Source organism: Caulobacter sp. GW821-FHT10C03 (assembly GCF_059415485.1).
The window spans coordinates 65,781-91,532 of sequence record NZ_JBWKNI010000004.1; the positions used below are offsets into that span (position 1 = coordinate 65,781).

At 67.1% G+C, this 25,752-nt stretch carries 28 protein-coding genes and 1 pseudogene; 14 read left to right on the forward strand and 15 right to left on the reverse strand.

Annotation, left to right across the window (positions count from 1 at the left end):
• Positions 1 to 36 precede the first annotated feature (36 nt).
• The 6 genes from AC07NG_RS06155 to dnaN all read right to left on the reverse strand — a co-directional run bounded on the left by AC07NG_RS06155 (position 37) and on the right by dnaN (position 4,849).
• Positions 37 to 186, reverse strand: coding sequence for a hypothetical protein (locus AC07NG_RS06155; protein WP_494592721.1), 150 nt, complete (start codon positions 184 to 186; stop codon positions 37 to 39).
• 269 nt (positions 187 to 455) lie between these two features.
• Entirely contained in the window at positions 456 to 833 is a 378-nt protein-coding gene (locus AC07NG_RS06160; protein WP_494592722.1) for a VOC family protein, read from the reverse strand.
• 106 nt (positions 834 to 939) lie between these two features.
• Entirely contained in the window at positions 940 to 1,299 is a 360-nt protein-coding gene (locus AC07NG_RS06165; protein WP_110120415.1) for a hypothetical protein, read from the reverse strand.
• Positions 1,296 to 3,254: a S9 family peptidase gene (locus AC07NG_RS06170; protein WP_494592723.1), complete on the reverse strand. Its 1,959-nt coding sequence runs from the start codon at positions 3,252 to 3,254 to the stop codon at positions 1,296 to 1,298. Before AC07NG_RS06170 ends, AC07NG_RS06165 begins: the two co-directional genes overlap by 4 nt.
• A gap of 17 nt (positions 3,255 to 3,271) precedes the next feature.
• Complete coding sequence (locus AC07NG_RS06175) at positions 3,272 to 3,559, reverse strand: GIY-YIG nuclease family protein (RefSeq protein WP_487290662.1); 288 nt, start codon at positions 3,557 to 3,559, stop codon at positions 3,272 to 3,274.
• 171 nt (positions 3,560 to 3,730) lie between these two features.
• On the reverse strand, positions 3,731 to 4,849 hold the full coding sequence (dnaN, locus tag AC07NG_RS06180; RefSeq protein ID WP_110120418.1) for a DNA polymerase III subunit beta: 1,119 nt from the start codon (positions 4,847 to 4,849) through the stop codon (positions 3,731 to 3,733).
• 236 nt (positions 4,850 to 5,085) lie between these two features.
• On the opposite strand from dnaN, the gene AC07NG_RS06185 reads away from it, so the two are divergent.
• A complete protein-coding gene (locus AC07NG_RS06185) occupies positions 5,086 to 5,280 on the forward strand; it encodes a DUF2061 domain-containing protein (RefSeq protein WP_494592724.1) in 195 nt (64 codons plus the stop codon).
• 145 nt (positions 5,281 to 5,425) lie between these two features.
• Here the strand turns inward: AC07NG_RS06185 and AC07NG_RS06190 are convergent, their stop codons facing one another.
• The 3 genes from AC07NG_RS06190 to hrcA all read right to left on the reverse strand — a co-directional run bounded on the left by AC07NG_RS06190 (position 5,426) and on the right by hrcA (position 7,642).
• Complete coding sequence (locus AC07NG_RS06190; RefSeq protein WP_494592725.1) at positions 5,426 to 5,803, reverse strand: GIY-YIG nuclease family protein; 378 nt, start codon at positions 5,801 to 5,803, stop codon at positions 5,426 to 5,428.
• Between the two features lie 134 nt (positions 5,804 to 5,937).
• Positions 5,938 to 6,552, reverse strand: coding sequence for a nucleotide exchange factor GrpE (grpE, locus tag AC07NG_RS06195; protein WP_494592726.1), 615 nt, complete (start codon positions 6,550 to 6,552; stop codon positions 5,938 to 5,940).
• A gap of 13 nt (positions 6,553 to 6,565) precedes the next feature.
• A complete protein-coding gene (hrcA, locus tag AC07NG_RS06200) occupies positions 6,566 to 7,642 on the reverse strand; it encodes a heat-inducible transcriptional repressor HrcA (RefSeq protein WP_110120421.1) in 1,077 nt (358 codons plus the stop codon).
• A gap of 124 nt (positions 7,643 to 7,766) precedes the next feature.
• Here hrcA and rph point away from each other — a divergent pair, with 124 nt between their 5' ends.
• On the forward strand, positions 7,767 to 8,483 hold the full coding sequence (rph, locus tag AC07NG_RS06205; RefSeq protein WP_110120422.1) for a ribonuclease PH: 717 nt from the start codon (positions 7,767 to 7,769) through the stop codon (positions 8,481 to 8,483).
• Between the two features lie 249 nt (positions 8,484 to 8,732).
• Here the strand turns inward: rph and AC07NG_RS06210 are convergent, their stop codons facing one another.
• The 4 genes from AC07NG_RS06210 to AC07NG_RS06225 form a co-directional block, all read right to left on the reverse strand.
• A complete protein-coding gene (locus tag AC07NG_RS06210) occupies positions 8,733 to 9,080 on the reverse strand; it encodes a RidA family protein (protein ID WP_494592727.1) in 348 nt (115 codons plus the stop codon).
• 151 nt (positions 9,081 to 9,231) lie between these two features.
• Positions 9,232 to 9,660, reverse strand: a complete 429-nt coding sequence (locus AC07NG_RS06215; RefSeq protein WP_494592728.1) for a thioredoxin domain-containing protein — start codon at positions 9,658 to 9,660, stop codon at positions 9,232 to 9,234.
• A 43-nt stretch (positions 9,661 to 9,703) separates the two neighbouring features.
• The gene (locus tag AC07NG_RS06220; RefSeq protein ID WP_110120425.1) at positions 9,704 to 9,934 is read right to left on the reverse strand and encodes a helix-turn-helix domain-containing protein; all 231 of its coding nucleotides are present in this window, start codon (positions 9,932 to 9,934) and stop codon (positions 9,704 to 9,706) included.
• Positions 9,935 to 9,953: 19 nt separating this feature from the next.
• On the reverse strand, positions 9,954 to 10,484 hold the full coding sequence (locus AC07NG_RS06225; protein ID WP_110120426.1) for a DUF2975 domain-containing protein: 531 nt from the start codon (positions 10,482 to 10,484) through the stop codon (positions 9,954 to 9,956).
• A 358-nt stretch (positions 10,485 to 10,842) separates the two neighbouring features.
• Here AC07NG_RS06225 and rdgB point away from each other — a divergent pair, with 358 nt between their 5' ends.
• From rdgB to AC07NG_RS06250, 5 genes are read left to right on the forward strand one after another with little or no spacing between them, the layout of a single operon-like run.
• Positions 10,843 to 11,448 (forward strand): RdgB/HAM1 family non-canonical purine NTP pyrophosphatase, encoded by a 606-nt coding sequence (rdgB, locus tag AC07NG_RS06230; RefSeq protein ID WP_494592729.1) that lies wholly within the window; start codon positions 10,843 to 10,845, stop codon positions 11,446 to 11,448.
• Entirely contained in the window at positions 11,441 to 12,607 is a 1,167-nt protein-coding gene (gene hemW / locus AC07NG_RS06235) for a radical SAM family heme chaperone HemW (RefSeq protein WP_494592730.1), read from the forward strand. Before rdgB ends, hemW begins: the two co-directional genes overlap by 8 nt.
• A 57-nt stretch (positions 12,608 to 12,664) precedes the next feature.
• Positions 12,665 to 13,537: a 16S rRNA (cytidine(1402)-2'-O)-methyltransferase gene (gene rsmI / locus AC07NG_RS06240; protein ID WP_492855756.1), complete on the forward strand. Its 873-nt coding sequence runs from the start codon at positions 12,665 to 12,667 to the stop codon at positions 13,535 to 13,537.
• On the forward strand, positions 13,534 to 13,938 hold the full coding sequence (locus AC07NG_RS06245) for a YraN family protein (RefSeq protein WP_494592731.1): 405 nt from the start codon (positions 13,534 to 13,536) through the stop codon (positions 13,936 to 13,938). Before rsmI ends, AC07NG_RS06245 begins: the two co-directional genes overlap by 4 nt.
• Positions 13,935 to 14,750, forward strand: coding sequence for a SirB1 family protein (locus tag AC07NG_RS06250; RefSeq protein ID WP_487290654.1), 816 nt, complete (start codon positions 13,935 to 13,937; stop codon positions 14,748 to 14,750). The genes AC07NG_RS06245 and AC07NG_RS06250 overlap by 4 nt, the downstream gene beginning before the upstream one ends.
• Before the next feature lie 119 nt (positions 14,751 to 14,869).
• Here the strand turns inward: AC07NG_RS06250 and AC07NG_RS06255 are convergent, their stop codons facing one another.
• Complete coding sequence (locus tag AC07NG_RS06255; RefSeq protein ID WP_494592732.1) at positions 14,870 to 15,238, reverse strand: hypothetical protein; 369 nt, start codon at positions 15,236 to 15,238, stop codon at positions 14,870 to 14,872.
• A 171-nt stretch (positions 15,239 to 15,409) separates the two neighbouring features.
• Between AC07NG_RS06255 and gshB the strand changes: the two genes are divergently transcribed.
• The 6 genes and pseudogenes from gshB to AC07NG_RS06285 all read left to right on the forward strand — a co-directional run bounded on the left by gshB (position 15,410) and on the right by AC07NG_RS06285 (position 22,196).
• Positions 15,410 to 16,363: a glutathione synthase gene (gene gshB / locus AC07NG_RS06260; RefSeq protein ID WP_494592733.1), complete on the forward strand. Its 954-nt coding sequence runs from the start codon at positions 15,410 to 15,412 to the stop codon at positions 16,361 to 16,363.
• A gap of 121 nt (positions 16,364 to 16,484) precedes the next feature.
• A pseudogene (locus AC07NG_RS06265) lies at positions 16,485 to 17,321 on the forward strand (ATP-binding protein); the annotation flags it as partial.
• 139 nt (positions 17,322 to 17,460) lie between these two features.
• Complete coding sequence (locus AC07NG_RS06270) at positions 17,461 to 18,156, forward strand: TnsA endonuclease N-terminal domain-containing protein (protein ID WP_494592734.1); 696 nt, start codon at positions 17,461 to 17,463, stop codon at positions 18,154 to 18,156.
• Entirely contained in the window at positions 18,143 to 20,071 is a 1,929-nt protein-coding gene (locus tag AC07NG_RS06275) for a TnsB C-terminal domain-containing protein (protein WP_494592735.1), read from the forward strand. The genes AC07NG_RS06270 and AC07NG_RS06275 overlap by 14 nt, the downstream gene beginning before the upstream one ends.
• Positions 20,071 to 20,985, forward strand: a complete 915-nt coding sequence (locus AC07NG_RS06280) for a TniB family NTP-binding protein (RefSeq protein ID WP_494592736.1) — start codon at positions 20,071 to 20,073, stop codon at positions 20,983 to 20,985. Before AC07NG_RS06275 ends, AC07NG_RS06280 begins: the two co-directional genes overlap by 1 nt.
• The gene (locus AC07NG_RS06285; RefSeq protein WP_494592737.1) at positions 20,982 to 22,196 is read left to right on the forward strand and encodes a TniQ family protein; all 1,215 of its coding nucleotides are present in this window, start codon (positions 20,982 to 20,984) and stop codon (positions 22,194 to 22,196) included. Before AC07NG_RS06280 ends, AC07NG_RS06285 begins: the two co-directional genes overlap by 4 nt.
• On the opposite strand, the gene AC07NG_RS06290 is transcribed toward AC07NG_RS06285, so the two are convergent.
• The gene (locus AC07NG_RS06290) at positions 22,193 to 24,028 is read right to left on the reverse strand and encodes a hypothetical protein (protein ID WP_494592738.1); all 1,836 of its coding nucleotides are present in this window, start codon (positions 24,026 to 24,028) and stop codon (positions 22,193 to 22,195) included. The two genes, AC07NG_RS06285 and AC07NG_RS06290, sit on opposite strands and share 4 nt — an antisense overlap.
• Positions 24,029 to 24,831: 803 nt before the next feature.
• Between AC07NG_RS06290 and AC07NG_RS06295 the strand changes: the two genes are divergently transcribed.
• Positions 24,832 to 25,713 carry an 8-oxoguanine DNA glycosylase gene (locus tag AC07NG_RS06295; RefSeq protein ID WP_494592739.1) on the forward strand — a complete coding sequence of 294 codons (882 nt, stop codon included), beginning with the start codon at positions 24,832 to 24,834 and terminating at the stop codon, positions 25,711 to 25,713.
• Positions 25,714 to 25,752 lie beyond the last annotated feature (39 nt).

Genomic DNA, 25,752 nt, shown 5'->3' on the forward strand with positions numbered 1-25,752 from the left:
GCGCGGGACGCCAAACGCCCACCTGACCTTGGACGCCTATCCCTGCCAGCGGCGTCCGCCGGCATGGGCCAGCAGCCGCGGCGCGCTGCGCAGGCCGTGCAGCAGGTGAGGTCCGGCGACCAGCACCAGGGCCCAGGCCCCGGCGCTCAGCAGCACGACGACGATGCGGTCCCAGGCCAGGCGCATGGGGGTGTCTCCGATGGAAGCGACACCGCCGCGCTACGCTCCGATCGCGGCGGAATGGGGGCTTGGCGTAGACGTGGGAGGGTAAGGGTTTATGCCCTCGCCCCTCTTCTCCTCCCGTCATTCCCGCCCTTGTGGCGGGAAGCCCTGGTTCCGCTCGCAGGTGAAGCGCCAGCGACGTGCTGAGCACGTCGCCCCATCCGTTCTTGCGGCTGACAGAGGGGTTCCCGCCACAAGGGCGGGAATGACGGGAGTTTGGTGGTGAGAGCGGGCTATTCCCCCAGCCGGTAAGCACACAGCTTGTTGCCGTCGAGATCCCGGAAATAGGCGAAGTACGCCTTCGGCATGCGCTCGCCGGGCTGGCCCTCGCACTTGCCGCCCAGTTCGATGGCCTTGGCGTGGAAGGCGTCGACCTCCTCGCGGGTGTCGAAGTCGAAGCCGCCCATCATGCCGTTGCCGATGCAGGCGGGATTGCCGTCGTACGGCCCCAGCACCCCGAACATGCCCACGCCCTTGCCGCGATAGAGCCGCCCGCCGGACGGGTGCTCGAACAGGGGCCGCATGCCGATCGAGCCCAGCAGGGCGTCGTAGAAGGCCTTGGCCTTCTCCAGGTCGTTCGAACCGACGGTCATGTAGCTGATCTTCGCCATGGCGGCCTTCTCCCGTTTTCTTATGAAACGGACGGTGGCGCGGGGCGGCGGCGGGCGTCAAGGGGCGTGGTAATCCCTACTCCGCCACCGGATTTCACCAGCGCCCTCACCCGAAATACCCCCGCGCGACCTCCACCTCGGCCAGCCGCCACACCCCCGCAGCCCCCAGCAGCACGCGGCGCATCTCGACCTCGAAGATCGTCCGCGCGACGTCGCGATCGACCAGGTCGCGCACAGCAGCCTCGAACGGCGCATCCGGCGCGATCGCCCGATGCACGGCCGAGTTCATGACCGCCAGGTCCACGGCCGCCTCCAGCGAGGAGAAAGCGGCAGCGACCGCCTCCGACCGCTCGAACCAGGTCGCGCAGCCGGAAAAGTCGATCGCCTCCCACAGGGTCAGCATGCGGTCGAAGAGGTCGTCGAAGCGCTCCTCACGCAGCAGGCCCGCCGGACCTCCCCGGCTCACTGACCCGCGCCGGTCCCCAGCACCTTCTCCAGGAACTGGGTCTCGACCTCGCGACGGCGGTCGTTGTTGACCTTCTTGAGGAAGCCGTGGCCCTCGTCCTTGAACTGCACGTACCAGGTCGGAACGCCCTTCTCGCGCAGCTTCTCGACCACCTGGTCGGACTCCGACTTGGGCACGCGCGGGTCGTTCCAGCCCTGCATGACCAGCATCGGCTTGGTGATCTTGCCCACGTTGTTCAGCGGCGAGATGGTCTCGAAGGCCTTCAGCATCTTGGGATCGCGCTCGTCGCCGTATTCGACGCGGCGAAGATCCCGGCGATAGGCCTCGGTGTTCTTCAGGAACGAGACGAAATTGCTGATGCCGTAGCGCTCGACCCCGCCGGCCAGGCGGTCGGAATAGTGGGTCATCACCGCCAGCGACATGTAGCCGCCGTAGGACTGGCCGTAGACCACCACGCGGCTGGGATCGAGGTCGGGCTGGGTCTTGATCCAGTCCAGCAGCGCGCCGATGTCCTTGACCGAGTCCTCGCGCTTCTCGGCGTTGTCGAGGTCGAGATAGGTCTTGCCGTAGCCCGACGAGCCGCGAACATTGGTGACGATCACCGCTGCGCCGAGCTCGGCCACCGTGTGCTGGTGGAAGGCGTTGAACACCGGCCGCGACTGGCCTTCCGGACCGCCGTGGATGTCGATAATCACCGGGGCCCTCTTACCCGCCGCCAGCTTGGGCTTGTAGACGAAGGCCGGGATCGAGCGCTTGTCGAACGAGGCGAAGCGCACCAGCTCCGGCGCGACCAGGGCCGCGGGGTCCAGGCCGCCCAGTTCCGAGGCCGTCCAGCGGGTCACCTGGCCGCTCGCCACGTCGAGGCTCCAGGCGTCGCTGGAGGTGGTGGGCGTGGCCAGGGAGAAGCCGATCTTCGAACCGTCGGCCGAGAAGGCCAGGTTCGACACCACGCCGCCCGGCAGCTCCGGCTGCGGCAGGGCGCGGCGGGTGCGGAAGTCCTGCACCACCAGCTTCGAATAGCCGTCTTCGTTGACCACATAGGCCAGCACCCGGCCGTCGCCCGACAGCTTGAAGTCCTCGACGTCCCAGGGGCGCTCGCCCGAGACCAGGGCCTTCTTGCCGGTCGCCAGGTCGAACTCGACCAGCCGCATGAAGTCCGAGCCCTCGTCCGACAGCATCAGCACCGACTTGCCGCCGGGCGTGAACACGCCGCCGTCATAGGCGACCTTGCCCTTCGTGGGGTTCAGCTCGGTGGTCTTGCCGGTGGCGACGTCCAGCAGCCAGCGCTTGGACTGGCCGATCGAGAAGTAGCGGCCCAGCAGCACGGTCCTGCCGTCGGGCGAGACGTCGATCGGCGAGACCTGGCCCTCGCCCTGGAAGATCACCCGGCGGCCGCCTGGCGCGGCCGGGTCGCGCAGCACGACGTCGTAATTGGCCGAGCCCTTGGCCGCCCGGCTCCAGACCAGCACCTTGCCGTCGCCCGACCAGGCCGGCGACTGGTTGCGGGTCCCGGCTTCCGTCAGCTGGGTCTCCTTGCCCGAGGCGTCGCGGACGAACAGCTGGAACCACTCGTCGCCGCCGGTGTCCTTGGAGAACAGGATCTCGCCCCCCGTTGTCCCATTGGGCGGCAGGGTGTGGACGCCGCTGACCGGCTCGTCGTGGAAGGTCAGCTGGCTGCGGTCGGCGCCGGGGCCGGCGACCTTGTGGATCTGGTTGGTGTTGCCAAAGCACGTGACGATCAGCATGCCGCCGTCGGCCGCCCAGTCCTGGAAGGCCGCGCTACGGGCGTTCTGGTAGCGCGCCAGGCCCTCGCGGATCGAAGGATCGGCGACCGGCACGTTCTCGAGGATCTGATTGCCGATCTCGCGGCGCTCGACGGGGGTGGTCTGGGCCAGGGCGAGGGTGGAGACCGACAGCGCCAGGGCGGCGGTCAGGGCGAGCAGGCGAGGCTTCACGGGCGTCTCCGGTCGATCTAGCAGTTCAGATCCTGGGCCAGATCGCGCCAGCCCGGGTTGGTGCGTTCGATGAGTTCCAGCTTCCAGAGCCGCCGCCATTTCTTCATCTGGCGTTCGCGGATCAGGACGGACTCGCGGGTGTCATGGACCTCGTACCAGACGAGAATGCCGACATGGTATTTGCGGGTGAAACCCGGCCGGACTTTCTCCTGGTGCTCCCAGATGCGGCGGGCGAGATCGTCGGTGTGGCCGATGTAGAGCGTGCCGTTGCGGCGGCTGGCGACGATGTAGACGTAGAACGCCACGACCTGCCCCCGCCTGTGCGCGCTTACGCGCCATCCCCCACTCCGTAAAATCCCCGCGAAAGCGGGGACCCAGGTGTTTTATCGTCGAGCACCACGCGTTTCAGAAAAAGCCTGGGTCCCCGCTTTCGCGGGGATTTTACGGAAGAGAGAACCGAACTTTAGAGTTCGCGATCAGACCCGCAGCGGCATCAGCACGTACTTCACGCCCGGATCGACCGGGTCCACCACCAGGGTGGGCGAGGCCGGGTCGGCGAAGCGGAACTCGGCCTGCGGGCCGGCGATCTGGCCGCAGACGTCGAGCAGGTAGCGGGCGTTGAAGCCGATTTCGAAGGGCTCGCCGTCGTAGTCGACCTCGACCTCTTCCACGGCCTGGCCAGCTTCCATGTTGCGGACGGTCAGGGTGATGCGGCCCGGCTCGATGGCCAGCTTCACCGAGCGGCTCTTCTCGGCCGAGATGGTGGCCACCCGGTCGACGGCCTTGGCGAAGAGGTCGTTGTCGAGCGTCAGGATCTTGGCGTTGTCCTTGGGGATCACGCGCATGTAGTCGGGGAACGAGCCGTCGATGACCTTGGAGGTCAGGGCGGCGCGGCCGAACTCGAAGCGGACCTTCTGGGGCGAGACCTGCAGGTCGATCGACTCGCCGGCGTCTTCCAGCAGGCGACGGGCCTCGGCGATGGTCTTGCGCGGCACGATCACGCCCGGCAGGCCGGCCGAGCCCTCGGGGGCCGGCATCTCGGCCAGGGCCAGGCGGTGGCCGTCGGTGGCCACGGCGCGCAGCTTGGTCTCGCCGCCCTCGTTGACCGTGTGCAGGTAGAGGCCGTTCAGATAGTAGCGGGTCTCTTCGGTCGAGATCGCGAAGCGGGTCTTGTCGATCAGGCGCATCAGCTCGTTGACGTCGACGGCGATGCGGCCCGACAGGCCCTCGTTGCTCATCACCGGGAAGTCGCCGGCCGGCAGCACCGGCAGGTTGAAGCGCGAGCGGCCGGTCTGGATGACCAGACGCGGGTCGTCGCCCGAGAAGCTGAGCGACACGTCCGAGCCGTCGGGCAGCTTGCGGACGATCTCGTACAGGGTGTGGGCCGGGGCGGTGATCTGGCCGGGCACGTCGATCTGGGCCAGGCCCTCGTCGATGATCTCCATGTCCAGATCGGTGGCCGAGAACGAAAGCGTGTCGCCATCCGCCGACAGCAGGATGTTGGACAGGATCGGGATCGTGTTGCGCCGCTCGACGACGCTCTGCACGTGACCCAGCGCCTTCAGCAGCGCCGCCCGCTCGATGGTAAGCTTCATTTCTCGGTCCAGGCTGGACGCGGAACCGTCGTCGTCAAGAGAATCCCCCCGAGCGCCCGCCCCGTCGTCAATGGACCACGGACATTAGCGCAATCCCTGCCTCTGGGAAGAGCCTGCAAGGCCTTTGGCGCAAGCCATGGCTGTGGATCACGGGGGTGGATGTTGAAAACCTGTCCTCTTGATCGGTTTCGCCGATAGCTTATATTGATAATCAATCGCAACTAAGGCCGAAAGCCATGCGTCTCGCCCTGAAGACCGCCACCTACGCCACCATGCACCTGACCGTGGCCATCGCCGTCGCCTACGCCCTGACCCGCGACTGGCGCATCGCGCTCGCGGTGGGGATCGTCGAACCGATGGTCCAGACCGTGGCCTTCAACCTGCATGAGCGGGTGTGGAGCAAGGTGGGGAAAGAGAAGGCGGCAGCGTGAGGGACCGCCTCCAACCATCTTTGTCATCCCGGCCGTAGCGCAGCGGAGCGCCGGGACCTCCCACGGTTGCCGAAACTGCCGACGTGGGAGATCCCGGCTCTGCGGCGCCTCACGCCTCCGGCCGGGGTGACGATGAAAAGAAGGGTCAGTCCCTCCGCATCCACGTCAGCGTCCCAGGATCACCCGGCGCCAGGAAGTCCGCTTCGGTCTCCCAGGGAAAGCGCTCCTCGCCCATCAACCCCGGCCACAGGTCCTTCCAGTCAGGATTGCGCGCCTCGATCAGGTCGATCTTCCACGCGCGCAGCCAACGCTTGAGTCGCTTCTCGCGATCGATAGCGTCGCGCACGTCGTCGAAACCCTCGAACCAGACGAGGCGACGACAGTTGTAGCGCTTGGTGAAGCCGTCCTTGTCGCCGGTGCGGTGCTGCAGGACACGGGTCGGAAGGTCCGAGGTCACGCCCACATAGATCACGCCGTGTTTGCGGTTCGACATTATGTAGACGAAATAGACCACCTCAATCATGGGTTGATACTCACCCATGAGAGGCTGGTTGTCATGGTCGGCGTGGGAGATCCCGGCGCTTCGCTACGCTACGGCCGGGATGACAATTTATCAGATGAAGAAAAGGCCCCCTCCTTTCGGAGAGGGCCTCTTCATCAAGCCTTGGTGTCGAACGACCCGCCCGACTCTTCGCCGGAAGCCGCGTACGGATTGGCGGCGGCGGCCGGTTCGGCCGGGGCCGGGCCGGTGGAGCCCTTGGCGGCGACGGCCACCATGGCCGGGCGCACGAGGCGGCCCAGCAGTTCGTAGCCGACCTGCAGCACCGCGACGACGCCGCCGGCGGCGACTTCGTCCGAGGGCTGCTCCATCACCGCCTGGTGCAGGTGGGGATCGAACTTCTCGCCCTTGGTCGGGTCGACCCTCTTGAGGCCGTTACGCTCGAAGGCCGCCTGCAGCTCCTTCTCGGTCATCTCGACGCCGACGATGAAGTTCTTCACCGCCGCGTCCTGCGAATCACGCGGGCTGGCCGCCGTGGCGCGCGACAGGTTGTCGGCCGCGCCCAGCAGGTCACGGGCGAACTTCTGGATCGCGTAGGCGCGGGCGTCGTTCATCTCGCGCTCGGCGCGGCGCTTGACGTTCTCGGCCTCGGCCGCATAGCGCAGCGCCTGGTCCTTCATCGCCGCGATCTCGGCCTTCAGGGCCTCGATTTCCTGGGCGGCGTCCTCGGCTTCGAAAGCGACGTCTTCGGCCGGCGTCTGCTCGTCGGTCATTTCCAAACAGTCCTCATCCATCGATCATCCGGCCGAGCACGCGGGCGGTATAGTCCACCAGCGGGATCACCCGGGCATAGTTCAAACGCGTGGGGCCGATCACGCCGATCGCGCCCAACACCTTCTGTCGCCCCGTCATATAGGGCGCCGCGATCACGGAGGAACCCGAAAGCGAAAAGAGTCGCGTCTCGGCCCCGATGAAGATGCGCACGCCCTCGGCGTCGCGGACGTCGTCGAGCAGGCCGATCAGCTGGCCCTTCTGCTCCAGGTCGTCGAACAGCTGGCGCACCCGCTCCAGGTCCTCGCGGGCGCCGCCCTCGGCCAGCAGGTTGGCGCGGCCGCGCACGATCAGGGCCCGCTCGGCCCCCTCCCCGCCGCCCCAGGCGGCAAGGCCGTCCTCGACCAGGCGGGCGGCGGTCTCGTCCAGCTGGCGGCGGGCCGTCTCCAGCTCGGCGCGGATCTCGTCCTTGGCCTCGGTCAGGGTGCGGCCGCGCAGGCGGGCGTTGAGGAAGTTCGACGCCTCCTGGAAGGCCGAGGGCGTCAGCCCCGCCCCGCCGCGCATCAGCCGGTTCTCGACCGTGCCGTCCTCGAACACCATCACCGCCAGGGTCTGGCCGCCGCCCAGGGAGACGAACTCCACGTGCTTGACCCCGCCTTCGCGGACCGGGGTGACGACGATGCCGGCCCCGCCGGCCAGGCCCGACAGGATGGCCGAGGCCTCGTTCAGCGCCTCCTCGAAGGTGCGGCCCTTGGCGTAGAGGCGGCTTTCGATCTCGCGTCGCTCGTCCTCGCCGACGTCGCCCACCTCCAGAAAGCCATCGACGAACATCCTAAGGCCCGCGTGCGTCGGCATCCGCCCGGCGCTGGTGTGCGGACTGTCGAGCAGACCCAGCTGCGCCAGGTCCTGCATGGTGTTGCGGATCGAGGCCGGCGACAGCTGGATCCCGCCGCGCGACAGTGTGCGCGAGCCCACCGGCTCGCCGGTCTCCAGATAGGCCTCTACGACCCGGCGAAAGATGTCGCGGGCGCGGGCGTCCAGCTCGGTCAGGCCGGGCGTCCGAGCGATCGGTCCCGGAAAAAGCTGTGTCATGGCCCTTGGAGATAGGGTTGAGGGGCGAAAAAATCGAGCGGGGACTTGGAGGTTCCCGTCCGGGGGAGGATAAGCGGCGCCTTCAACCACGACTAGCCCCCGCCAACCAGACCGGAGTTTCCGAATGCGTCCGTCCGAACGCGCCCCCGACCAACTGCGCGCCGTCACGCTGGAAACCGGCGTCAACCGCTACGCCGAGGGCTCGTGCCTGATCGGCTTCGGCCACACCAAGGTGCTGGTCACCGCCACGGTCGAGGAGAACGTCCCCGGCTGGATGCGCAACAAGGGCGCCGGCTGGGTCACCGCCGAATACGGCATGCTGCCCCGCGCCACCCACACCCGCGGTCGCCGCGAGGCCGCCGCCGGCAAGCAGACCGGCCGCACCCAGGAAATCCAGCGCCTGATCGGCCGCAGCCTGCGCGCCGTGGTCGACCTCAAGGCCCTGGGCGAGCGCCAGATCAGCCTCGACTGCGACGTCATCCAGGCCGACGGCGGCACCCGCACCGCCGCCATCACCGGCGCCTGGGTCGCCCTGCGCCTGGCCACCAACTACCTGCTGGAAGAGGGCGTGCTGAAGGCCGACCCGATCCTGGGCCAGGTGGCCGCCATCTCCTGCGGCGTCTTCAAGGACACGCCGGTCCTCGACCTCGACTACGAGGAAGACAGCAACGCCGAGGCCGACGGCAACTTCGTGCTGACCGGCGGCGGCGAGATCGTCGAGATCCAGGCCACCGGCGAAAAGCGCGGCTTCACCCGCGGCGAGTTCGACACCCTGTTCGGCCTGGCCGAAAAGGGCATCGGCGAGCTGTTCGAATTCCAGCGCGCGGCGATCGGCAAGTAAGGGGGCGCGGCGCTCTTGAGCCCCTCTTCCATAGGGAGAGGGAGGGGCCCGCCGCGAAGCGGTGGGAGGGTGAGGGGTTTCACCGCCAACAGGCAAACCCACCCTGGCGCCAAGTTCGCCCGAGGCCGAAGCCCAAGCGCCGCGCTTAATTCGGCAAGTTTGTTACCTCTCACCCTCCCACGCCTTGCGGCGTGGGCCCCTCCCTCTCTCAAAGAGAGAGGGGTCACCGGGTGAACGTCGACCGCCCCCCTACCGCGCCGCCACCACCGTGATCTCCACCGCGTAGCCAGGATCGACCAGCCGCGCCTCGACCGTCGTGCGGGCCGGCGGGTTTTCGGGATCGACCCAGGCGTCCCAGGCCGCGTTCATGGCGTCGATCTGACCGATGTCGGCCAGATGGATAGTGGCGCTGAGCAGGCGCGCCTTGCTGGATCCCGCCTGGGCCAGGGTGTCGTCGATCTGGGCCAAGACTTCGCGCGTCTGCTCCAGCACCGAGCCGCCCACGGTCTCCTCGGCGACGTGGCCCGACAGGAACACCACGCCGTTGAAGACCACCGCGTCGCTCCACCGCGCCGCCTTGCCGATACGCTCGATCATTTTCGGGTCTTTCTCATGTCTCCCTTCCCCCTCGATGGGGGAAGGGTCGGGGATGGGGTTGACCTGCTGAGCGAGCCGCGGCGCACGGCCGCCGCCGTATCACCCCCACCCCTGCCCCTCCCCCATCAAGGGGGAGGGGTCAAGACGTCGCCTAAGCCAGGGCCCGGGTCGTCCAGTCGACGATCTGCGGCGCGCTCATCAGGCCGGCCTGGCGGGCGACCACCGCGTTGTCGCGGAACAGGATCAGGGCCGGGATGCCGCTGACGCCCAGGGCCGAAGCCGGCGCGGGATGAGCCTCGGAGTTCAGCTTCAGCAGGCGCACGCGAGGCTCCAGCTTGCCGGCCGCCGCCGCGTAGTTCGGCGCCATGGCCCGGCACGGCCCGCACCACGGGGCCCAGACGTCGAGCAGCACGGCCGCGCCTTGCGTCAGGCGGCGATGGCGGTCGAGGCCGGCGGCGTCGACCTCGATGGGCGTTGCGGTGAACAGGGCGCTCTTGCAGCGCCCGCACTTGCCGGCGCCGGGGTCGCGGTCTTCAGGCAGGCGGTTGGCCGCCCCGCAGGATGGACAGACGATTTGCATGGCCAGCAGGTGTGGCGCGGCGGCTCTCGCCGCAAGGGCGCCTTCAGTCCTCGTCGTGGCCCTCGCCCGGCCCGTGCTCGAAGGTCATCAGGTCGCCGGGCTGGCAATTGAGCTCGCGGCACAGGGCGTCGAGCGTCGAGAAGCGGATGGCCCGCGCCTTGCCGGTCTTCAGGATCGACAGGTTGGCGATGGTCACCCCGACGCGGTCGGACAGCTCGGTCAGCGACATGCGGCGTTCCAGCAGCACGCGGTCGAGATTGACGCGGATGGACATGGCGAGACGAACTCCGCGCTCAGATGGTCAGTTCGGCTTCGCGACGAAGGCGCGCGCCCTCGCGGAACACCTCGGCCAGGACGAACACCACCAGCACCGAGAACCAGGCGTTGAGGGTGAAGGAGCCGTCGACGACCTTCTCGCCGTCGATCAGCACCCGGGTCAGGGCCGCAAACACATAACGCCCGACCTCAAGGGCCGCCAGTATGCCGCCCACCACCCGCAGGCGGCGCACGTTCTCGGGGTGGAACGGGTCCCCTAAGGTCATGGTGGCGAAGATCTTGCGCAGCCGCTCGACGATGGCCATCCAGCCGCCCGACATCAGCGCCCAGCCGGCCAGGGCGGCGGCCGATCCCGGGCCGTTCTTGGCCAGGGGCTCGGCCAGTTCGCTGGGCAGGATCGAGGTCAGCAGGTCGGTGTTGAAGCTCAGCAGCAGCACCAGGATGGTCACCAGGGCCAGCAGGCTGACCCAGATCCACAGCACGTAGTAGCTGACGTCGAGAATGATCTTCAGGAAGCTCGATACCGAGCCCGGCCCCAAGGCGCGCATGGGCTTTTGTCCCCGCCAAATCGCACCGACTCGCTCCAAGGCCAGCCGGCGTGTTGAAGTCTAGAGCGAGTGGGCGAGGAACGTCACGGCCGAGATCGGCAGGCCCGCGATCAGCGCCACGGTCGCCAGGCGGAAGGCCGAGGTTTCCAGCAGGCTGAACAGGCGGGGCAAGGTCATCAGGGCGGTTCCAGGCGGGGGGACGGAGAAGCCTTTCTCCGATGACGCCAGGATCGCCGATCGGCGGCCAGCGAACAATGTCGCTTATCGATAAACGATATTAAACTTTCGCAATGATCGGGCCTTGCGGCGAGGGTCCGCCGGGGGTCTAACGGGCCGTCTTTTGTCGAGGAGCCGCGCGATGACCCTGAAACTGATCAACGGCCAGAAGATCGTCGCCGCCACCCACAATCCGGGCAAGGCCAAGGAACTGGCCGCCCTGCTCGACGGCCGTTTCGAGGTTCTGGCCGCCGGCGCCCTGGGCCTGCCCGAGCCGGACGAGACCGAGACCACCTTCGTCGGCAACGCCCTGCTGAAAGCCCGCCACGCCGCCGACCTGTCGGGCGAGGTCAGCCTTGCCGACGACTCGGGCCTGTCGGTCGCCGCCCTGGACGGCGCGCCCGGCATCTATTCGGCCCGCTGGGCCGGCCCAACCAAGGACTTCGCCCTGGCGATGGACAAGGTGGCCGAGCGCATCGAGGAAACGGGTTCCGAAGATCTCGCCGCCTGGTTCACCTGCGCGCTGGCCGTGGCCTGGCCGAACGGCGGCCCGGCCGTGGTGGTGCAGGGCGAGGTGCACGGCACGCTGGTGTTCCCGCCGCGCGGCGACAAGGGCTTCGGCTACGACCCGATCTTCATCCCCACCGGCCACGACCTGACCTTCGGCGAGATGGAGCAGGCCGCCAAGGACGCCATGAGCCACCGCGCCGTGGCCTTCGAGAAGCTGAAGGCGGCGCTGTTTGAGTGACGGCCTCCCTCCCCTAGGCCTCCCTCCCCTAGGCCTCTACATCCACTGGCCCTACTGCGCCCGCATCTGCCCCTATTGCGACTTCAACGTCGTGCGCGACCGGGGGCGGACCGACGAGCAGGCGGCGCTGGCCGACGCTATCGTCGCCGACATGACCGCCCAGCGCGCCCTGACCGGCGAACGCCGCCTGCTGTCGATCTTCTTCGGCGGCGGCACGCCCTCGCTGATGGACCCGGCCGCCGTCGCCCGTGTCATCGCGACCGCCAAGGCCCTGTGGAGCCCGGCCGACGACCTGGAGATCAGCCTCGAGGCCAATCCCACCGACGCCGAGGCCGGCCGCTTCGAGGCGCTGGCGCAGGCGGGCGTGGCGCGGCTGTCGCTGGGCGTCCAGGCGCTGGACGACGCCTCGCTGAAGATGCTGGGCCGCAACCACGACGCCGGCTCGGCCAGGCGGGCCGTCGCCACGGCCGCGCGCCTCTTCCCGCGCCTGTCGGTCGATTTGATCTACGCCCGCCCCGGCCAGACCGACGCCGCCTGGCGCGAGGAACTCGCCGAAATGCTGGCCTACGGTCCCGAGCACGTCTCGCCCTACCAGCTGACCATCGAGGCCGGCACCGCCTTCGACCGCGCGGTGGGGCGCGGCAAGATCGTCCCGCCCGACGAGGACCTGGCCGCTCAGTTGTTCGAAACGACGCAGGAGGTGCTGGAGGCCGCCGGCTTCGACGCCTACGAGGTTTCCAACCACGCCCGGGGACCGGCCGCCCGCTCGCGCCACAACCTCGTCTACTGGCGTGGCGTCGACTATGTCGGCGTCGGCCCCGGCGCCCATGGCCGCCTCACCCAGCCCTCGGGCAAGCTCGCCACCACCGCCCGCGCGAAGATCACCGACTACATCGCCGCCGTCGCCCGCGACGGGACCGGCTTCGAGCGCGAGGACCTCTCCGCCGTCGAGGCCGCCGAGGAGCGCCTGCTGCTGGGCCTGCGCATCGACGACGGCGTGGCCTTCGCCGAGATGGCCGCCCTCGACCTGCGCGCGGACACGCCCAAGGTGAAATCGCTGGTCGAGTCCGGGCTTCTGGTCGATGACCCTATGCGTCTGCGCGCCACGCGTCAGGGCAGGCTCGTGCTCGACCGGCTTACGGGCATGCTGGCGACCTGATAACTGTTCGCGACACCTTCTCCGGGGCAGCCCCCCACACAAGGATAGTTCCGCGTCTTGAGCCGTCTGCTTCCCCCGCCCGTCCTGTCCGACGCCCCCCTCGCGCCCGGCCTCTATCTCGTGGCCACGCCGATCGGGAACCTGCGCGACATCACCCTGCGGGCGCTCGACGTGCTGGCCGCCTGCGACCTGCTGCTGGCCGAGGACACCCGCGTCACCGGCAAGCTGCTGTCGGCCTATTCCATCAAGACCAAACTCGAACGCCACGACGAGCACGTCGCCGAGCGCGCCATCCCCGCCATCCTGGAGCGGCTGGAGGCCGGCGAGCGCGTGGCCCTGGTCTCGGACGCCGGCACGCCGATGGTCTCCGATCCCGGCTACCGCCTGGCCCGCGAGGCGATCGCGGCCGGCCATCCGGTGTTCCCGATCCCCGGCGCTTCCGCCGCCCTGGCGGCGCTCACCTTGGCCGGCCTGCCGACCGACCGCTTCCTGTTCGCCGGCTTTCCGCCGCCCAAGAGCGGCGCGCGCAAGACCTTCCTCGAGGAATTCGCCAACGTCCGCGCCACCCTGATCTTCTTCGAGGGCGCCTCGCGGGTGGACGACACCCTGGCCGACATGGCCGCCGTGTTCGGCGCCGATCGTCCGGGCGCGGTGTGCCGTGAACTGACCAAGCTCTACGAGACCTGCGTGCGCGGCCCGCTGGGCGAACTGGCCGTCGATCCCCGCTTCGAGGCTCCCAAGGGCGAGATCGTCATTCTGGTGGGCCCCGGCGAGGAGAAAGCCGCCAGCGCCGACGACGCCGAGGCCGCCCTGCGCGAGGCCATGAGCCGCCTGCCCCTGGGCGAGGCCGCCTCGGAGGTCGCCAAGGCCCTGGGCCTGTCGCGCAAGGACCTCTACCGCCAGGCCCTGGCCCTGAAGGAGGCTGGATGACGGCCGGTCCCTTCCGCGAGATCCGCAGCGCACGCGGCGCGGCCGCCCGCCGCTCCGGCCGCCGGGCCGAAGCGATCGCCGCCGCCTGGCTGATGCTGAAGGGCTACCGCATCCTCGGCTTCCGCCTGGCCACCCGCGCGGGCGAGATCGACATCCTCGCGCAACGCGGACGCGTCTTGATCGTTGTCGAGGTCAAGAGCCGGACGAGCCTGGAGGCGGCGCTGGAGGCGGTGAGCTTCGAACAACGGATGCGCCTGCGTCGCGCGGGCGCGCTGGCCGCGGCCTCGCGCGCCGGGCTGAAGGGCATGGCCGTGCGCCTGGACCTGCTGGCGATGTCGCCGGGCCGCCCGCCCCGCCACGTGCCCGACGCCTGGCCCGATGACGGGAGGGGCTGGGCATGACGCGCGACGAAGCCGAGGAAATCCTCACCCGCGCCGGCGAGCACGACGACGACGGCTTCCCGCTGTTCGAGGCGGCCACGGCCTGCGCCGTGCACGACGATCCCGACCGCGACGAGCAGCCGGCCCTCGACCTGGCCCGCTCGGCCGTCGAGCGCCTGAAGAGCCGCCTGAAATCGGAGTCGCCCGAGGAGGCCATCGCCGAGACCATGGCCGGCGACCTGCGCCTGACCGGCGACCTCCTGACCTACGACCACCCCGACAACGCCGACGTCATCGCCATCGCCGAGCGCCGCAAGGGCCTGCCCGTGGCCCTGGGCGTGTTCTACATCCACGCGGCCCGCGAGGCGGGGCTGGAGGTGTTCGGCGTCGACTTCCCCGGCCACTTCCTGCTGCGCATCGAGACCGACGAGGGGCCGCTGGCGCTGGATCCGTTCAGCGAGGGCCGGGTGGTGCTGCCGTCGGAGCTGTCGCGCCGGGCCCTGCGCACCGGCCTGATGCCCGATGTCGCTGCAAGGCTCGACCAGCTGATGGCCCCGATCTCCGACCGCGCCGTGCTGATCCGCCTGCAGAACAACATCTTCGCCCGCGCCCAGCAGGCCCGCGACTGGGCCCGCGCCGAGCGCTCGGCCCTGCGCCGCGCCCTGCTCGACCCCACCGACCACCACCCCTGGCTCGACGTCGCCGCCGCCCGCGAAGGCCAGGGCGCCCTGGCCGGAGCGCTGCAGGCCCTGTCGCGCGCGCAGACCCTGGACGGCGGGGCGACGATCGCCGCCCGAGCCGCACGCGAACGCGTGCGGCTCAGACTTAACTGAGGGAGGGCGGCGCGCGAACGCGTGCGGCTCAGACTTAACTAGAGAGGCCGCGCGGGAGCGGGTTAGGCTGCGGCTGAACTAGGGGTTGGGAAACAGGTGCGTCTGTACGCGCCAGGCCATCAGCCGGACAGCACCTCGACGTCCTTGCTTGGGGCCCATCCCGACGCGCAGGCCTCGGCGACAAGATGGTCCAACCCGGCGGCCTCGACTGGGCAAGGCTTCCGTGGCGTCGAGAAATGCACCTTGGTATGCATGCGGGTCTCATCGCACGTATAGACGACCGCGCCGGGGTCGAGCCGCGCAATGATCGGCGCCCCCTTCCGAAGCGTGGCCCGGACCACGACGACATGCGTCGCCTGGATCCGAGCATAGTTGCATTTCCAGGATGCTCCGCCAGCCGGCGGGTTTTCCGACGCCGGCTTCACCGGCTCGGCCTGAGCCGCACCGACAACCAAAAGCGCCAAAACAATGCAGGCAGGAAGACGCACGGCTCACCTTCTCGACGCTCGGATGACGAACTCTGGAGCGGCCACGAACAGGGCGCAAGCGCTCACATTCGCCGCCCTGAAGCCAGCTCTCTCTCGCATTCCGGCGCCTGTCGCCCTAACTAGACAGTCGCCGCGCGGGACCGCTCCCGCCCAAGCTGATCCGGAGTCGTCATGTCGCTGAGAGTCGCCGTCCAGATGGATCCCGTCCTGGGGATCAACATCGACACCGACACCACCTTCCTGATGATGATGGAGGCCAAGATCCGCGGCCATAAGCTGTGGTTCTACACGCCCGACAAGCTCTCCCTGGAGGACGGCCGGGTGTTCGCCCGCGCCCAGCCGCTGGAGGTGTTCGCCGAGAAGGGCGCGCACGCCAAGCTCGGCGAGACCGTCGTGCTCGACATGAAGGACGACGTCGACGTGGTGCTGATGCGCCAGGATCCGCCGTTCGACATGGCCTACATCACCGCGACCTATTTCCTCGAGAAGGTCCACCCCCACACCCTGGTGGTGAACAACCCGGCCGAGGTGCGCAACGCGCCCGAAAAGCTGTTCGTCACCGACTTCCCCGGCGTGCAGCCGCCGACCCTGATCACCTCCGACCACGAGGCGATCTACGACTTCCGCGCCCGTCACGGCGACATCGTCCTCAAGCCCCTCTACGGCGGCGGCGGCTCGGGCGTGGCCCGTCTGCTGGCGGACGATCCCAATCTCGACGCCCTGCTCGAACTGCACGCCATGATCAGCCGCGAGCAGGTCATCGCCCAGAAGTTCGTCCCGGCCGTCAGCAAGGGCGACAAGCGCGTGCTGCTGGTCGACGGCGAGCCGGTCGGCGCCATCAACCGCGTGCCGGCCGCCGGCCAGGTGCGCTCGAACCTTCGCGTCGGCGGCCGCGCCGAGGCCGTCGAGCTGACCGCCCGCGACAAGGAGCTGTGCGCCATCATCGGCCCTGAACTGAAGAAGCGCGGCCTGCTGTTCGTCGGCATCGACGTGATCGGCGACTACCTGACCGAGATCAACGTCACCTCGCCCACCGGCGCGCAGCAGTTGAAGCGGTTCAGCGGAATCGACGCCGCCGCGATCCTCTGGGATCGGATCGAAGCCATCCGATCAACCTCTGCTTGAACAAGTGTCGCTAGTATACTGAATCGTCACACTTTCTCAAAACGTTCGATTTTTGTTCTTGCTCCGAACCGGTCCCCATGCTGGACTTGTGGATAACTAGGACAAAAACCGGGGGATCGGGATGGCGGCCAAGGTCGTCACGGTGGCGTTCGAGGGCGTCGAGGCGCGTCGCGTCGACGTCGAGGTGCAGCTGACCGGCGGTCAGGTCGCCTTCGCCGTCGTCGGCCTGGCCGACAAGGCCGTGGCCGAAAGCCGCGAGCGCGTGCGGGGCGCCTTCGCCGGTCTCGGGCTGTCGATGCCGGGCAAGCGCATCGTCGCCAACCTGGCCCCCGCCGACCTGCCCAAGGAGGGCACGCACTACGACCTGCCGATCGCCCTGGCGGTGCTGGCGGTGATGGGCGTGGTCCCGGCCGACGCGCTGGACGGCTGGGCGGCGATGGGCGAGCTGTCGCTCGACGGCCGCATCGTCGCCTGCGCCGGCGCCCTGCCCGCGGCCATGGCGGCCGGAGCCATGGATCTGGGCCTCATCTGCCCCGAGGCCTGCGGGCCGGAAGCCGCCTGGGCCGGCGGCACGCGGATCCTGGCGCCGCGCTCGCTGGTGGCCCTGATCAACCACTTCCGGGGCAGCCAGATCCTCGGCGCGCCCTCCCCCGGCCCGGTGGTCGAGGGCGAGCGCGCGAAAGACCTGCGCGACGTCAAAGGCCAGGAGCAGGGCAAGCGGGCGCTGGAGATCGCCGCGGCCGGCGGCCACAACCTGCTGTTCGTCGGCCCGCCCGGCTCGGGCAAGTCGATGCTGGCCCAGCGCCTGCCGGGCCTGCTGCCACCGCTGACCTCGGGCGAACTGCTGGAGACCTCGATGGTCCATTCGGTGGCCGGGCTGATCGCCAAGGGGACCCTGACCCGCGCCCGCCCCTTCCGCAGCCCCCACCACAGCGCCAGCATGGCCGCCCTCACCGGCTGTGAATTTTCAGAGATAGTGAGATGAAATCTCAGTTTGTTCCCCCTCCGCAGCCTGAAGCGCCCACAGATAATTTTCAAAGAAAGAGAGACAGAATGCTATTTTATCGAAGAAGGTGCGACAAGATTGGAGACGGGCAATGACTCGGATCATCCCGCCAAGCCATCGGTCGATCACCGGCTCCCTCCCGACGCGCTTTCCCGCTCGGCAGCTTCACTACGAGTCGAAGCTGGAGCGCGACTTCCTGATCTTGCTGGAAATTGACACAGGCATTGAGGCGCTGACGACGCAGCCGGTCACACTTGATCTGGCCGTGGACGGGCGCCGTCGGCGCTACACGCCCGACATCCTGGCGACCTGGTGGGAAGATGCGCGCCAGCCATTCGGCAAGCGGCAGGTCGTGTTCGAGATCAAGCCCTACCAGATCCTCAAGCGGGACTACGCGGACTTAGCCCCAAAGTATCGGGCCGCCAGACAGCACTTTGCCGCCGAGGGCGTCGGCTTCAGGGTCGTGACCGATCGAACTATAAACTGTGCCCGGCAGGCAAACGCCGCGCTACTTGGTCCCGCGATGCGGCGGCCACTGTCGCAGGACATCATCTCCACCGTGCGCGCCATCCTCACCTATCCAGGCATCGCCAGCCGCTCCTTCGGTGAAGTCAAAAAGCTGCTGATCGCAGATGGCCTTTTGCGGGACACCGCCCAGCAGGCGCTCTTCCACATGTTGGGCATGGGCTACCTGGTGGCCGACCTGGACGTCCCGCTCAGCGATATGACAGCCATGCAATGGTGGGCGAAGCTGGCTGAAGAGGAGGCGGCGATTGAAACCGGCTAATTTCCGCGTCGGCGAAGAGGTCTCTGTTGGCGGACGCGCCGGCAGGTTCGTAAAGATCCTCGACTTCGACCGCTTCATGGTCCGGTTCGAGAGCGGCGAGGCGCGGGTCGTCACGGCCCAGGAAATCGACCACGAACCCGTCTTCAGCGCGCCGAAGCGCCATTATGACGATTGCAGCCCGGACGAAATTGAAACGGCCTATCGATGGCACGATACGCTTAAGCCGCTTCTGGAAAAGAGCGTGGAGCGTGGCGAGCGGGCGGCCTTTGTCGCCGCGGTCGCCGGCAAGTTGGCGACCAGCCCGGCGACGATCTATCGCCGCTTGGAACAATGGAACGGTGATCCGGTGAGCCTGTTGCCCGGCAAACGGCCCGGCGGGCAAGGACAGAGCCGGCTGGGCGATGAGCGCACAGCCCTGCTGGCGCATATCATCGACAAGGAATATCTCAATCGCCGCCAGCGGAATGTCGTGGAGGTCTACAACGACTTCGTGCTGCCCGCCTTTGCGGACGCCCAGCTGGCCGCGCCGGGCATGGTCACGCTTTATAGGCACATTGCCGAGGTAGACCCTATCCACGCGATCGAGCGACGCCAAGGGAAGCGCGCGGCGCGGGATGCTAAAGCATCCTTGATGGGTAAGTTCCCCTTCGGCACGGCTCCGCTCTCCTGCGTGCAGATCGACTATTGGCCCTACGACGCCGAGATCGTCGACGACATCTATCGGCTCCCGATTGGCCGACCCTGGCTGGCGCTATCCATCTGCACCCACACCTTCATGCCCACCGGCTTTGTTCTGACGCTCGACCCTCCGTCCGCCGGCGTCGCCGGCGCAGCCATCTTTCACGCCATTACCCGCAAGGAGGCCTGGCTTAAGGTACTGGGCGTGGACATGGTCTGGCCGGTCTGGGGCCTGCCTCAGATCATCATGGCCGACAACGCCAAGGAATTTCGCGGCACGATGCTTCGCCGCTTTCTGGCGCAGGAGGATCGCGAACTCCTCAACAGACCGGTCAAGCGCCCCCAGTTCGGCGCCCATATCGAGCGCTTCTTCGGCACCTTGGCCAAGAAGGTCAAATCAATGCCGGGGGCCACAGGGGCGAACGTTCAGGAACGCAAAACCCGCGACAGCGCCAAGACCGCCAGCCTCACCCTGCAGGAGATGGAACTCTATCTGCTCAGCGTGCTGAACGAGTACATGAACACGCCGCACTCCTCGCTCGGCCGCCTGACGCCCCTGCAGAAGTGGCGCTCATGCTTCTTCGAAAATGGCGTTCAGATTCGCGAACTCCCTGAGGAGCCCAGCAATCTAGAGCAGCTTCGCATCGAGCTGCTGCCCTTCAAGATGCTGACCCTCCAAGCCTATGGCGTGGTGTGGGACCTGATCAAATACGACTCCGACGAGCTGGTGGCGATGCGGCACCGCCACGCCCGTGAAAGGGGGAGCACCTTCACAGTACGCAGGGACCCCCGTGACATCAGCCGGACCTACATCTGGGACCCCGACAACAAGCGCTATCTGACCGTGCCCTATCGGCATGCCGAAGGCCCGCCCATGAGTATTTGGGAGTTGCGCGCGGTACGTGCAGACCTGAAGGCCAAGGGTATCAAGGCTTATACGGAGCTGACGATTTTCGACGCCTATAATGAGCGGCGCAAACGCCTCGCCCTCCTGGAGGAAGCCCAAAAGCTTACCCGCAAAGCTCAGCGGGACAACCAGCGCCGTCTCAGCCAAAATACCGCCATCGCGAGAGAGAAGGCCGTCATCGCCGCCGCGGCCCCAACGTCGCCGGCCGCGACGACGCCCATCGCTCGCGATAGGCCCGCGCCGCACGAGCCGACAAGCCGGGCCTTTTCGCTCACGCCGGCCGCGCCGCTCGTCGAACCTGACGACGACTATGATGATCTGGACATCTGATGGACTCGGTTGAAACTACGGCCGCCCCCCTCATCGAGGGGCTCGATCACCTTCACCCCAAGGCCCGCGCGCTCGTTGACCTACCTGTCGAGGAGCGGATCATCGCCCGCTGGCGCGGTCTGTGGATCGGCCACAAGGCGGCCGACAACATCTTTGCGATCCTGAACCGCTACTTGATCACCCCACCCTCGATCCGGCCGCGTAATCTGCTCATTTACGGGGAGTCCGGCCTGGGCAAGTCGACCATCCTGGAACGCTGGGAGACCCGCGTTCGCGCCGAGAACGCCAAGCGGGTGGAAAGCGAAGAGTTTGATGGGGCTGGCGACTGGATAGTGCTGCCGGCGATCCGAATTCAGACCCCGCCAGCGGGGGATGAGACTAAGCTCTACAACAACATCCTGCTGGAATTTGGGATGAGGCCCTCGCCCTCCATCAGCGTGGCCCAAAAGGAATTGATGGTCCGCCAGTCGATCGCCCGGTGCGGTGTGAAGGTGGTGCTGATGGACGAGTTTCACAACGCGCTGTCGGGCCGGTTCGACAAGCGGTTGCACTTCAACGTCCTGATCAAGAACCTCACCAACGAAACCGGCGTGCCGATCGTCGCGGCGGGCACCGCTGGCGTCGACCAGGTCTTTCATAAGGAAGATCAGCTCGACCGGCGCTTTAATCGGATCCATCTCGAGCCCATGAAACTAGACAACGAGTGGCGCAAGATCTTGCGGGCCTATGGCAAGCTGATCCCCTTGCGCCGCCCCAGCGACCTGACCGATCCATCGCTTTGCGAGCGTCTTTACACCCTTTCCAAGGGCGGCATCATCGGCGAGCTTTCCAACCTCCTCTATGACGCGGCCCTGGCCGCGGTCGACAGCGGCGAGGAGCGCATCACCGAAGCGCTCGTTCGGTCAGTCAGATGATCGACGAGGTCGAGGCTGTCTTCCAGGCCTGGAAGCAAAGCCCTGACCCGGCCAGATCGCGCCCCTGGCCCTATTGCCCCGCGCCTCGCCCAGACGAGCTGCTTTCGTCCTGGTTCCTGCGCATCGCCCATGGCTTAGGGCTCAAGCCCTACACCTTAGCCCATATGACGTGGCGCTCGACCCCGCCCCTCCTGACACGCGACATCGACAACTTCGCCGATCCCCGCATCGTCGGCGTGATGGCCGCCAAAACCCTCACGCCCGTCACGCGCGCCTGGGCCACGACGCTGGCGGCCTATGACGGATATCTTGTCGAACACTACGTTCCGGGTGGCAGGAACGATTGGGTGCTGCAGGTCGGCGTCCGCCACCGGATCAGGCGCTTGGCCGGGCTGCAATACTGCCCTGGCTGCCTGGAAGAGACGGGCTATTTCAAGCGAGCCTGGCGTCTTGGTTTCGTAACGTGCTGCCCTGCGCACGTCCGCCGGCTTCTTGACCGGTGCGATGGCTGTGGCGGAACATTGGAGCCTCACCGCGCGCCAGCGCTGCATATCTGCCCACGATGTGGATGGGACCTTCGTCAGGCCACCGCGCCGATGGCCAGCCGGCGGGCTTTGGAGCTGCAGACCCGGACCCTTTCGATCCTGGAGCGGGGCTGGGGGCATCTGGGCGCCAGCATCTTTAGCTGGAGCCACCTTTACTTCGGCAGCCTGAGGATCATCGCCAAGAGCTTGGCCTTTAATCCGCGCTCGGACGCTTTACGCAAAGCCGTGGTCAAGCACTACGGCGGCGATCCGTCGCCCTACCCCTATACCAAAGGCCAGTCGCTGGAGCACCTTGGTGTGGCAGAGCGCCACCGGCTTCTGGACCTAGTGGCGGCCGTGCTCAAACAATGGCCCAATCGCCTCGTCCAAACCTGCAAGGAAGCGCGGGTATGGCGAAGCTGGCTGCTGCGCGACGAGTTGAACCCACCCTACGCGATTGAACGCGTCGTCGCTGACCATTTGAGCCATGGCTTTTACAAGCCCAGTGACGCGGAGATCGCCGCGGTCCTGGCCTATCTTCGCAATACCGGCGCGACAGTGACCAAGGAGACCCTGCGTCGATGGGTGGGGGACTGCCAGGCGGTGACGGCGATCTTCAAGGCCGATGCGCGGGCGCGGTTTGAGGAATTCGCCGAAGATCTTGGCCTGCGCCAGCTCGACGACTAGCTAGGGTCCGCCGCCGCAGGATTGCCTTCCAGCCGGCCGATAGCCCGCTTGATCGCCCGAGCGTAAGAACCGTGATCGTGAAGCCAAGCATTGGCCCTACGCACGGTCGTCATTGGCAGCGCCAAGCCCGGCCGCCGCCACACGCCCCGGGATAGGGCGTTCACACGCAGCAGATCACCGATCATGTCGGCCGACATCAGATCCCCTCCAGGGTAGGAGAGGACACAGAGCGCCGAATAGCCGTCCTGGCCGATGACCGATGACGGCCCGCTGCCTGGCTCAGCGCTCTCGATTTCCAGGTGCTCGGCCTCAAAGAAGTAGATCCAGCCCCGATCGCCCCGCAGACGCGCGACCAGGGCGCGGCGCTGGCGCCCCTCCCTGGTGGTCGCCCAGTGCAGGACGCCGGCGCCGCTGTCCGTCGGATATCGCCAAAGCCCGTCGATACGATCGCTACCGGGCCCCTCCTTCGGCGCGACGATCTCTAGCTCACGGCGCAAGTCCACCGACAGCCTCTCAAGCGCGGCGATCGTGGAGGCTATGCGAGCCGGAGGCGGGCGGGAGACGTCCATCTTGGCCTGCACCTTGTCCTTTATGTTTAGCTTGATGGCCAGGCGACCGCGTCGCTCCGACTTGGGGCCGTGTCCGGCCGTCGTAGCCGCGCGGATCGGGCCATCGACCGGCACGATCTCGGTTTTCCCCGCGCCCAACTCTTCGGGCTCGACAGGGATATGCTCGATGGTCCAGCCCCCAGACGCTCGCTGATTGAGCGAGGTCTTCTGCATGACGCCCAGCGCCGCCCAGCTCGCCTGGCCGGTGATCACCTGGACGTCCTGGCTGATGTCGCCCTGGGCGCGCAGGCGCAGCCGCTGGGAGCTTGTATCGAGCGGAACCTCCCCCTCGTCGGACTCGACCCGGCCGGGGTGGAAAACACGAACGTGATCCAGGCCAAGATCGTATTCTATGTGCAAAATCCGCGTGACCAGGTGGCGCTTCTTGAGCTGGCCATCGGCTGCCCGGACCCCCACCCAACGTGTTTCGACCGTCCATGTGCTTGGCCTAGCGAACGGGAACGGTATGCGCACATGGGTGGGGCCACGTCCAAAGCCGTTGCGCCGCAAACTTTCGCAGACCTGGTTGAAGCTATAGCGCAGGCCATGTTCACCGCAGATCCGCGCGGCGGCGAGCACGTCCAGGTCGTCCAGGCCTCGATAGGCCCAAACCCTCAGAGATCTGCCGGCCTCGCCGTAGCGCCCCGATCGCTTAGGGTCGATGATCCGCCCCCGCAGGTCGGGCCAGATGTCCATGCCGCCTTCGATCATCAACCTCAGCCATTGGCTCGTTACACCGAACGTCGCCCTGGCCACCTCGATAGCCGGGACCCAGAGCATCCCGCCATCGCCGGTCATGACCAGAAAGAGCGGCGCGGCCGCTTCTTCGGTCAGCGGGTAAGCTGGCGTCCACGGTGCCGTAGGCGAAAGCTGATAGGCGGCCGTCCGCCCCAGCGGCAGATCCGACCACTTTTTCGAGGTACCGACAACTTCGACGCGGCTGGCCTTGCTCGGGGCCTGCTCTAGATAGGTGCCGTCGCGCCAGAGGCTCCCCACCGGCGTAAGCAGCAGCTGACCCAATCCAATCCAGATCGAGCAGGTCCGCGCCGCCGCTGGCGGCTGCCAGGACACCTTGTCCCAGCCAGCCTCGGCCAGGCTTACCTCGCAAGCAGCCTCGTCAACTTCGGTCGGTGCCCTGATCTTGCCGTGGCCAACGACCTGCCAAATCAAGCCGTCCTTGGGAAAGGCACCCAACGAGAGCTGCGCCCGAGCCTTTGTACGCATGGCTTACCCATTACCGTGGCCGCCGGCCGCGTCCTCATACGAGCCCACGGCGCTGGGCCAATCGGTAGCCGGCAAAGTTGTGCGATTCCTAAACTTCGCCGTGATTGTGTTGGTCAGCCTGCACAATCAAAGCTCGGAATGACCTGAACAGGCACCGTGGCTGTTGCGGTCGCTGGAGCAAGGCGCCGTATCGCTAAGCGCGACCACCGTGGCGATTGCGGCTAGCGAAGTCTGATCTTCCGACCGGGCCGGCTCGGAGGGCGAAGCTGCAGCACCCCGATGGTCCGTACACCAGGACCCACCGACGACCACGATGGCGAAAGTGAGCAACGAGAGGCCGAGGTTTAGCATCGCGCGGCAGTCCTAGTTCGCCAGCCAATCTGCGTCTGACTTGAATGGAGGACAATGGATAGGCGGGCAATCAGCCATCACCCGCCACCGCATCCAGCAACCGCAGAAAATGCATGATTTGCATGCGGCGCTCGGGTGACTTTCCGCCCATTCTTTTCACCAATCGCTGAAGGTCGGCGATCGACGGCGCAGGCCCCTCCAAGGGGGGCTGAACGCCTGCTCCATTAAGCCATCTCGTCAACTTAATCTGGGTTTTTGGCCCAGGTTTCAATTGCTTATTCAAAACGCGACTGATGTGCGGCTGTGACAGCCCGCACGCGCGAGCCAGGGCGCTCCGGCTCACGTCGTCCGCCACCATACGGGCGAGAATTGCATCGACTAGATCGACCGAAGTCATTGACTTGCGTGCACAAATTACATAATATTCCATGCATTACATGGAATGAGTCACCGTGCAACAGGTCATCGCCGGCATCGACGGTCACTATCGCTTTCTGGACCTGCCAGGCCCCGAAGCTGAGATCATGCCCGGCATCCAGTGGGGCGCCTTCGAACACATCCTCTCGCCCGCCTTCTGGGTCAGTCAGTCGTGGATGCAGGACGACGGCGGCGAGATTGATTTCACGCTGACCCAGTCTCTGCGGGAAGAAGTCGTTACGTGCCTTCTCGGGGGCCACGGCGCCCCGGCCGAAGTGGGCCTGGCGGCGTCCGCCCGGATTTTGGACGCCCTTGCAGACCAGGACTCCGGTCACCTGTCACAAGGGCGGCTGGAGGCGTTGTTGCTTGAGCCCCTCATCGTGAAGGGGCGGCCCGTGCGCTATCGCTTCGCCCGGCAAAGGGCGAAGTATCTGGCCGGCGCCCTGGTTGGCCTGGACGACATCGACGAGACGAGCCTGACCGACGTTGAGTTCCGCGACGCGCTGTGCGGACTGCCAGGGATCGGGCCGAAGACCGCCTCGTGGATCGTGAGGAATCGGCGCGCCAGCGACGCGGTGGCGATCCTGGACGTCCACATCATCCGCGCCTGCGAGCACATGACCCTCTTCCCGAACGGTTCTGATCCGGCCCGCCACTATCTGGATCTGGAAAGTCGTTTCCTGGACTTTTGCTCGGCCGGGGGCGTGCGCGCGTCAGTCGTGGACGCGGTGATGTGGCACACCATGCGATCCATGGATCGCAAGCTGCTGACCTCCCTCATTGACACCTCAAATTGCAATGGCGAAGCTTTGCCCCTCTTAAGTTGGGGCGAGCAGCAATGTCGGGATCAGGCGGAGGCCGCAGCGACGGCTACTTCAGCGGCGGCGGTTCGGGGAGCGGTAGCGGCGGCGGGCTAGGCTCTGGCGGCGGCCCCATCGATCCTTGCTCGATCTCAT

What these genes read in the sequence shown, in the direction of transcription:
- AC07NG_RS06155 (WP_494592721.1), bottom strand. Translation starts at nt 186, where the DNA reads ATGCGCCTGGCCTGGGACCGCATCGTCGTCGTGCTGCTGAGCGCCGGG.
- AC07NG_RS06160 (WP_494592722.1), bottom strand. Translation starts at nt 833, where the DNA reads ATGGCGAAGATCAGCTACATGACCGTCGGTTCGAACGACCTGGAGAAG.
- dnaN (WP_110120418.1), bottom strand. Translation starts at nt 4,849, where the DNA reads ATGAAGCTTACCATCGAGCGGGCGGCGCTGCTGAAGGCGCTGGGTCAC.
- AC07NG_RS06185 (WP_494592724.1), top strand. Translation starts at nt 5,086, where the DNA reads ATGCGTCTCGCCCTGAAGACCGCCACCTACGCCACCATGCACCTGACC.
- AC07NG_RS06190 (WP_494592725.1), bottom strand. Translation starts at nt 5,803, where the DNA reads ATGATTGAGGTGGTCTATTTCGTCTACATAATGTCGAACCGCAAACAC.
- grpE (WP_494592726.1), bottom strand. Translation starts at nt 6,552, where the DNA reads ATGACCGACGAGCAGACGCCGGCCGAAGACGTCGCTTTCGAAGCCGAG.
- hrcA (WP_110120421.1), bottom strand. Translation starts at nt 7,642, where the DNA reads ATGACACAGCTTTTTCCGGGACCGATCGCTCGGACGCCCGGCCTGACC.
- rph (WP_110120422.1), top strand. Translation starts at nt 7,767, where the DNA reads ATGCGTCCGTCCGAACGCGCCCCCGACCAACTGCGCGCCGTCACGCTG.
- AC07NG_RS06210 (WP_494592727.1), bottom strand. Translation starts at nt 9,080, where the DNA reads ATGATCGAGCGTATCGGCAAGGCGGCGCGGTGGAGCGACGCGGTGGTC.
- AC07NG_RS06215 (WP_494592728.1), bottom strand. Translation starts at nt 9,660, where the DNA reads ATGCAAATCGTCTGTCCATCCTGCGGGGCGGCCAACCGCCTGCCTGAA.
- AC07NG_RS06220 (WP_110120425.1), bottom strand. Translation starts at nt 9,934, where the DNA reads ATGTCCATCCGCGTCAATCTCGACCGCGTGCTGCTGGAACGCCGCATG.
- AC07NG_RS06225 (WP_110120426.1), bottom strand. Translation starts at nt 10,484, where the DNA reads ATGCGCGCCTTGGGGCCGGGCTCGGTATCGAGCTTCCTGAAGATCATT.
- rdgB (WP_494592729.1), top strand. Translation starts at nt 10,843, where the DNA reads ATGACCCTGAAACTGATCAACGGCCAGAAGATCGTCGCCGCCACCCAC.
- AC07NG_RS06245 (WP_494592731.1), top strand. Translation starts at nt 13,534, where the DNA reads ATGACGGCCGGTCCCTTCCGCGAGATCCGCAGCGCACGCGGCGCGGCC.
- AC07NG_RS06250 (WP_487290654.1), top strand. Translation starts at nt 13,935, where the DNA reads ATGACGCGCGACGAAGCCGAGGAAATCCTCACCCGCGCCGGCGAGCAC.
- gshB (WP_494592733.1), top strand. Translation starts at nt 15,410, where the DNA reads ATGTCGCTGAGAGTCGCCGTCCAGATGGATCCCGTCCTGGGGATCAAC.
- AC07NG_RS06270 (WP_494592734.1), top strand. Translation starts at nt 17,461, where the DNA reads ATGACTCGGATCATCCCGCCAAGCCATCGGTCGATCACCGGCTCCCTC.
- AC07NG_RS06280 (WP_494592736.1), top strand. Translation starts at nt 20,071, where the DNA reads ATGGACTCGGTTGAAACTACGGCCGCCCCCCTCATCGAGGGGCTCGAT.
- AC07NG_RS06285 (WP_494592737.1), top strand. Translation starts at nt 20,982, where the DNA reads ATGATCGACGAGGTCGAGGCTGTCTTCCAGGCCTGGAAGCAAAGCCCT.
- AC07NG_RS06290 (WP_494592738.1), bottom strand. Translation starts at nt 24,028, where the DNA reads ATGCGTACAAAGGCTCGGGCGCAGCTCTCGTTGGGTGCCTTTCCCAAG.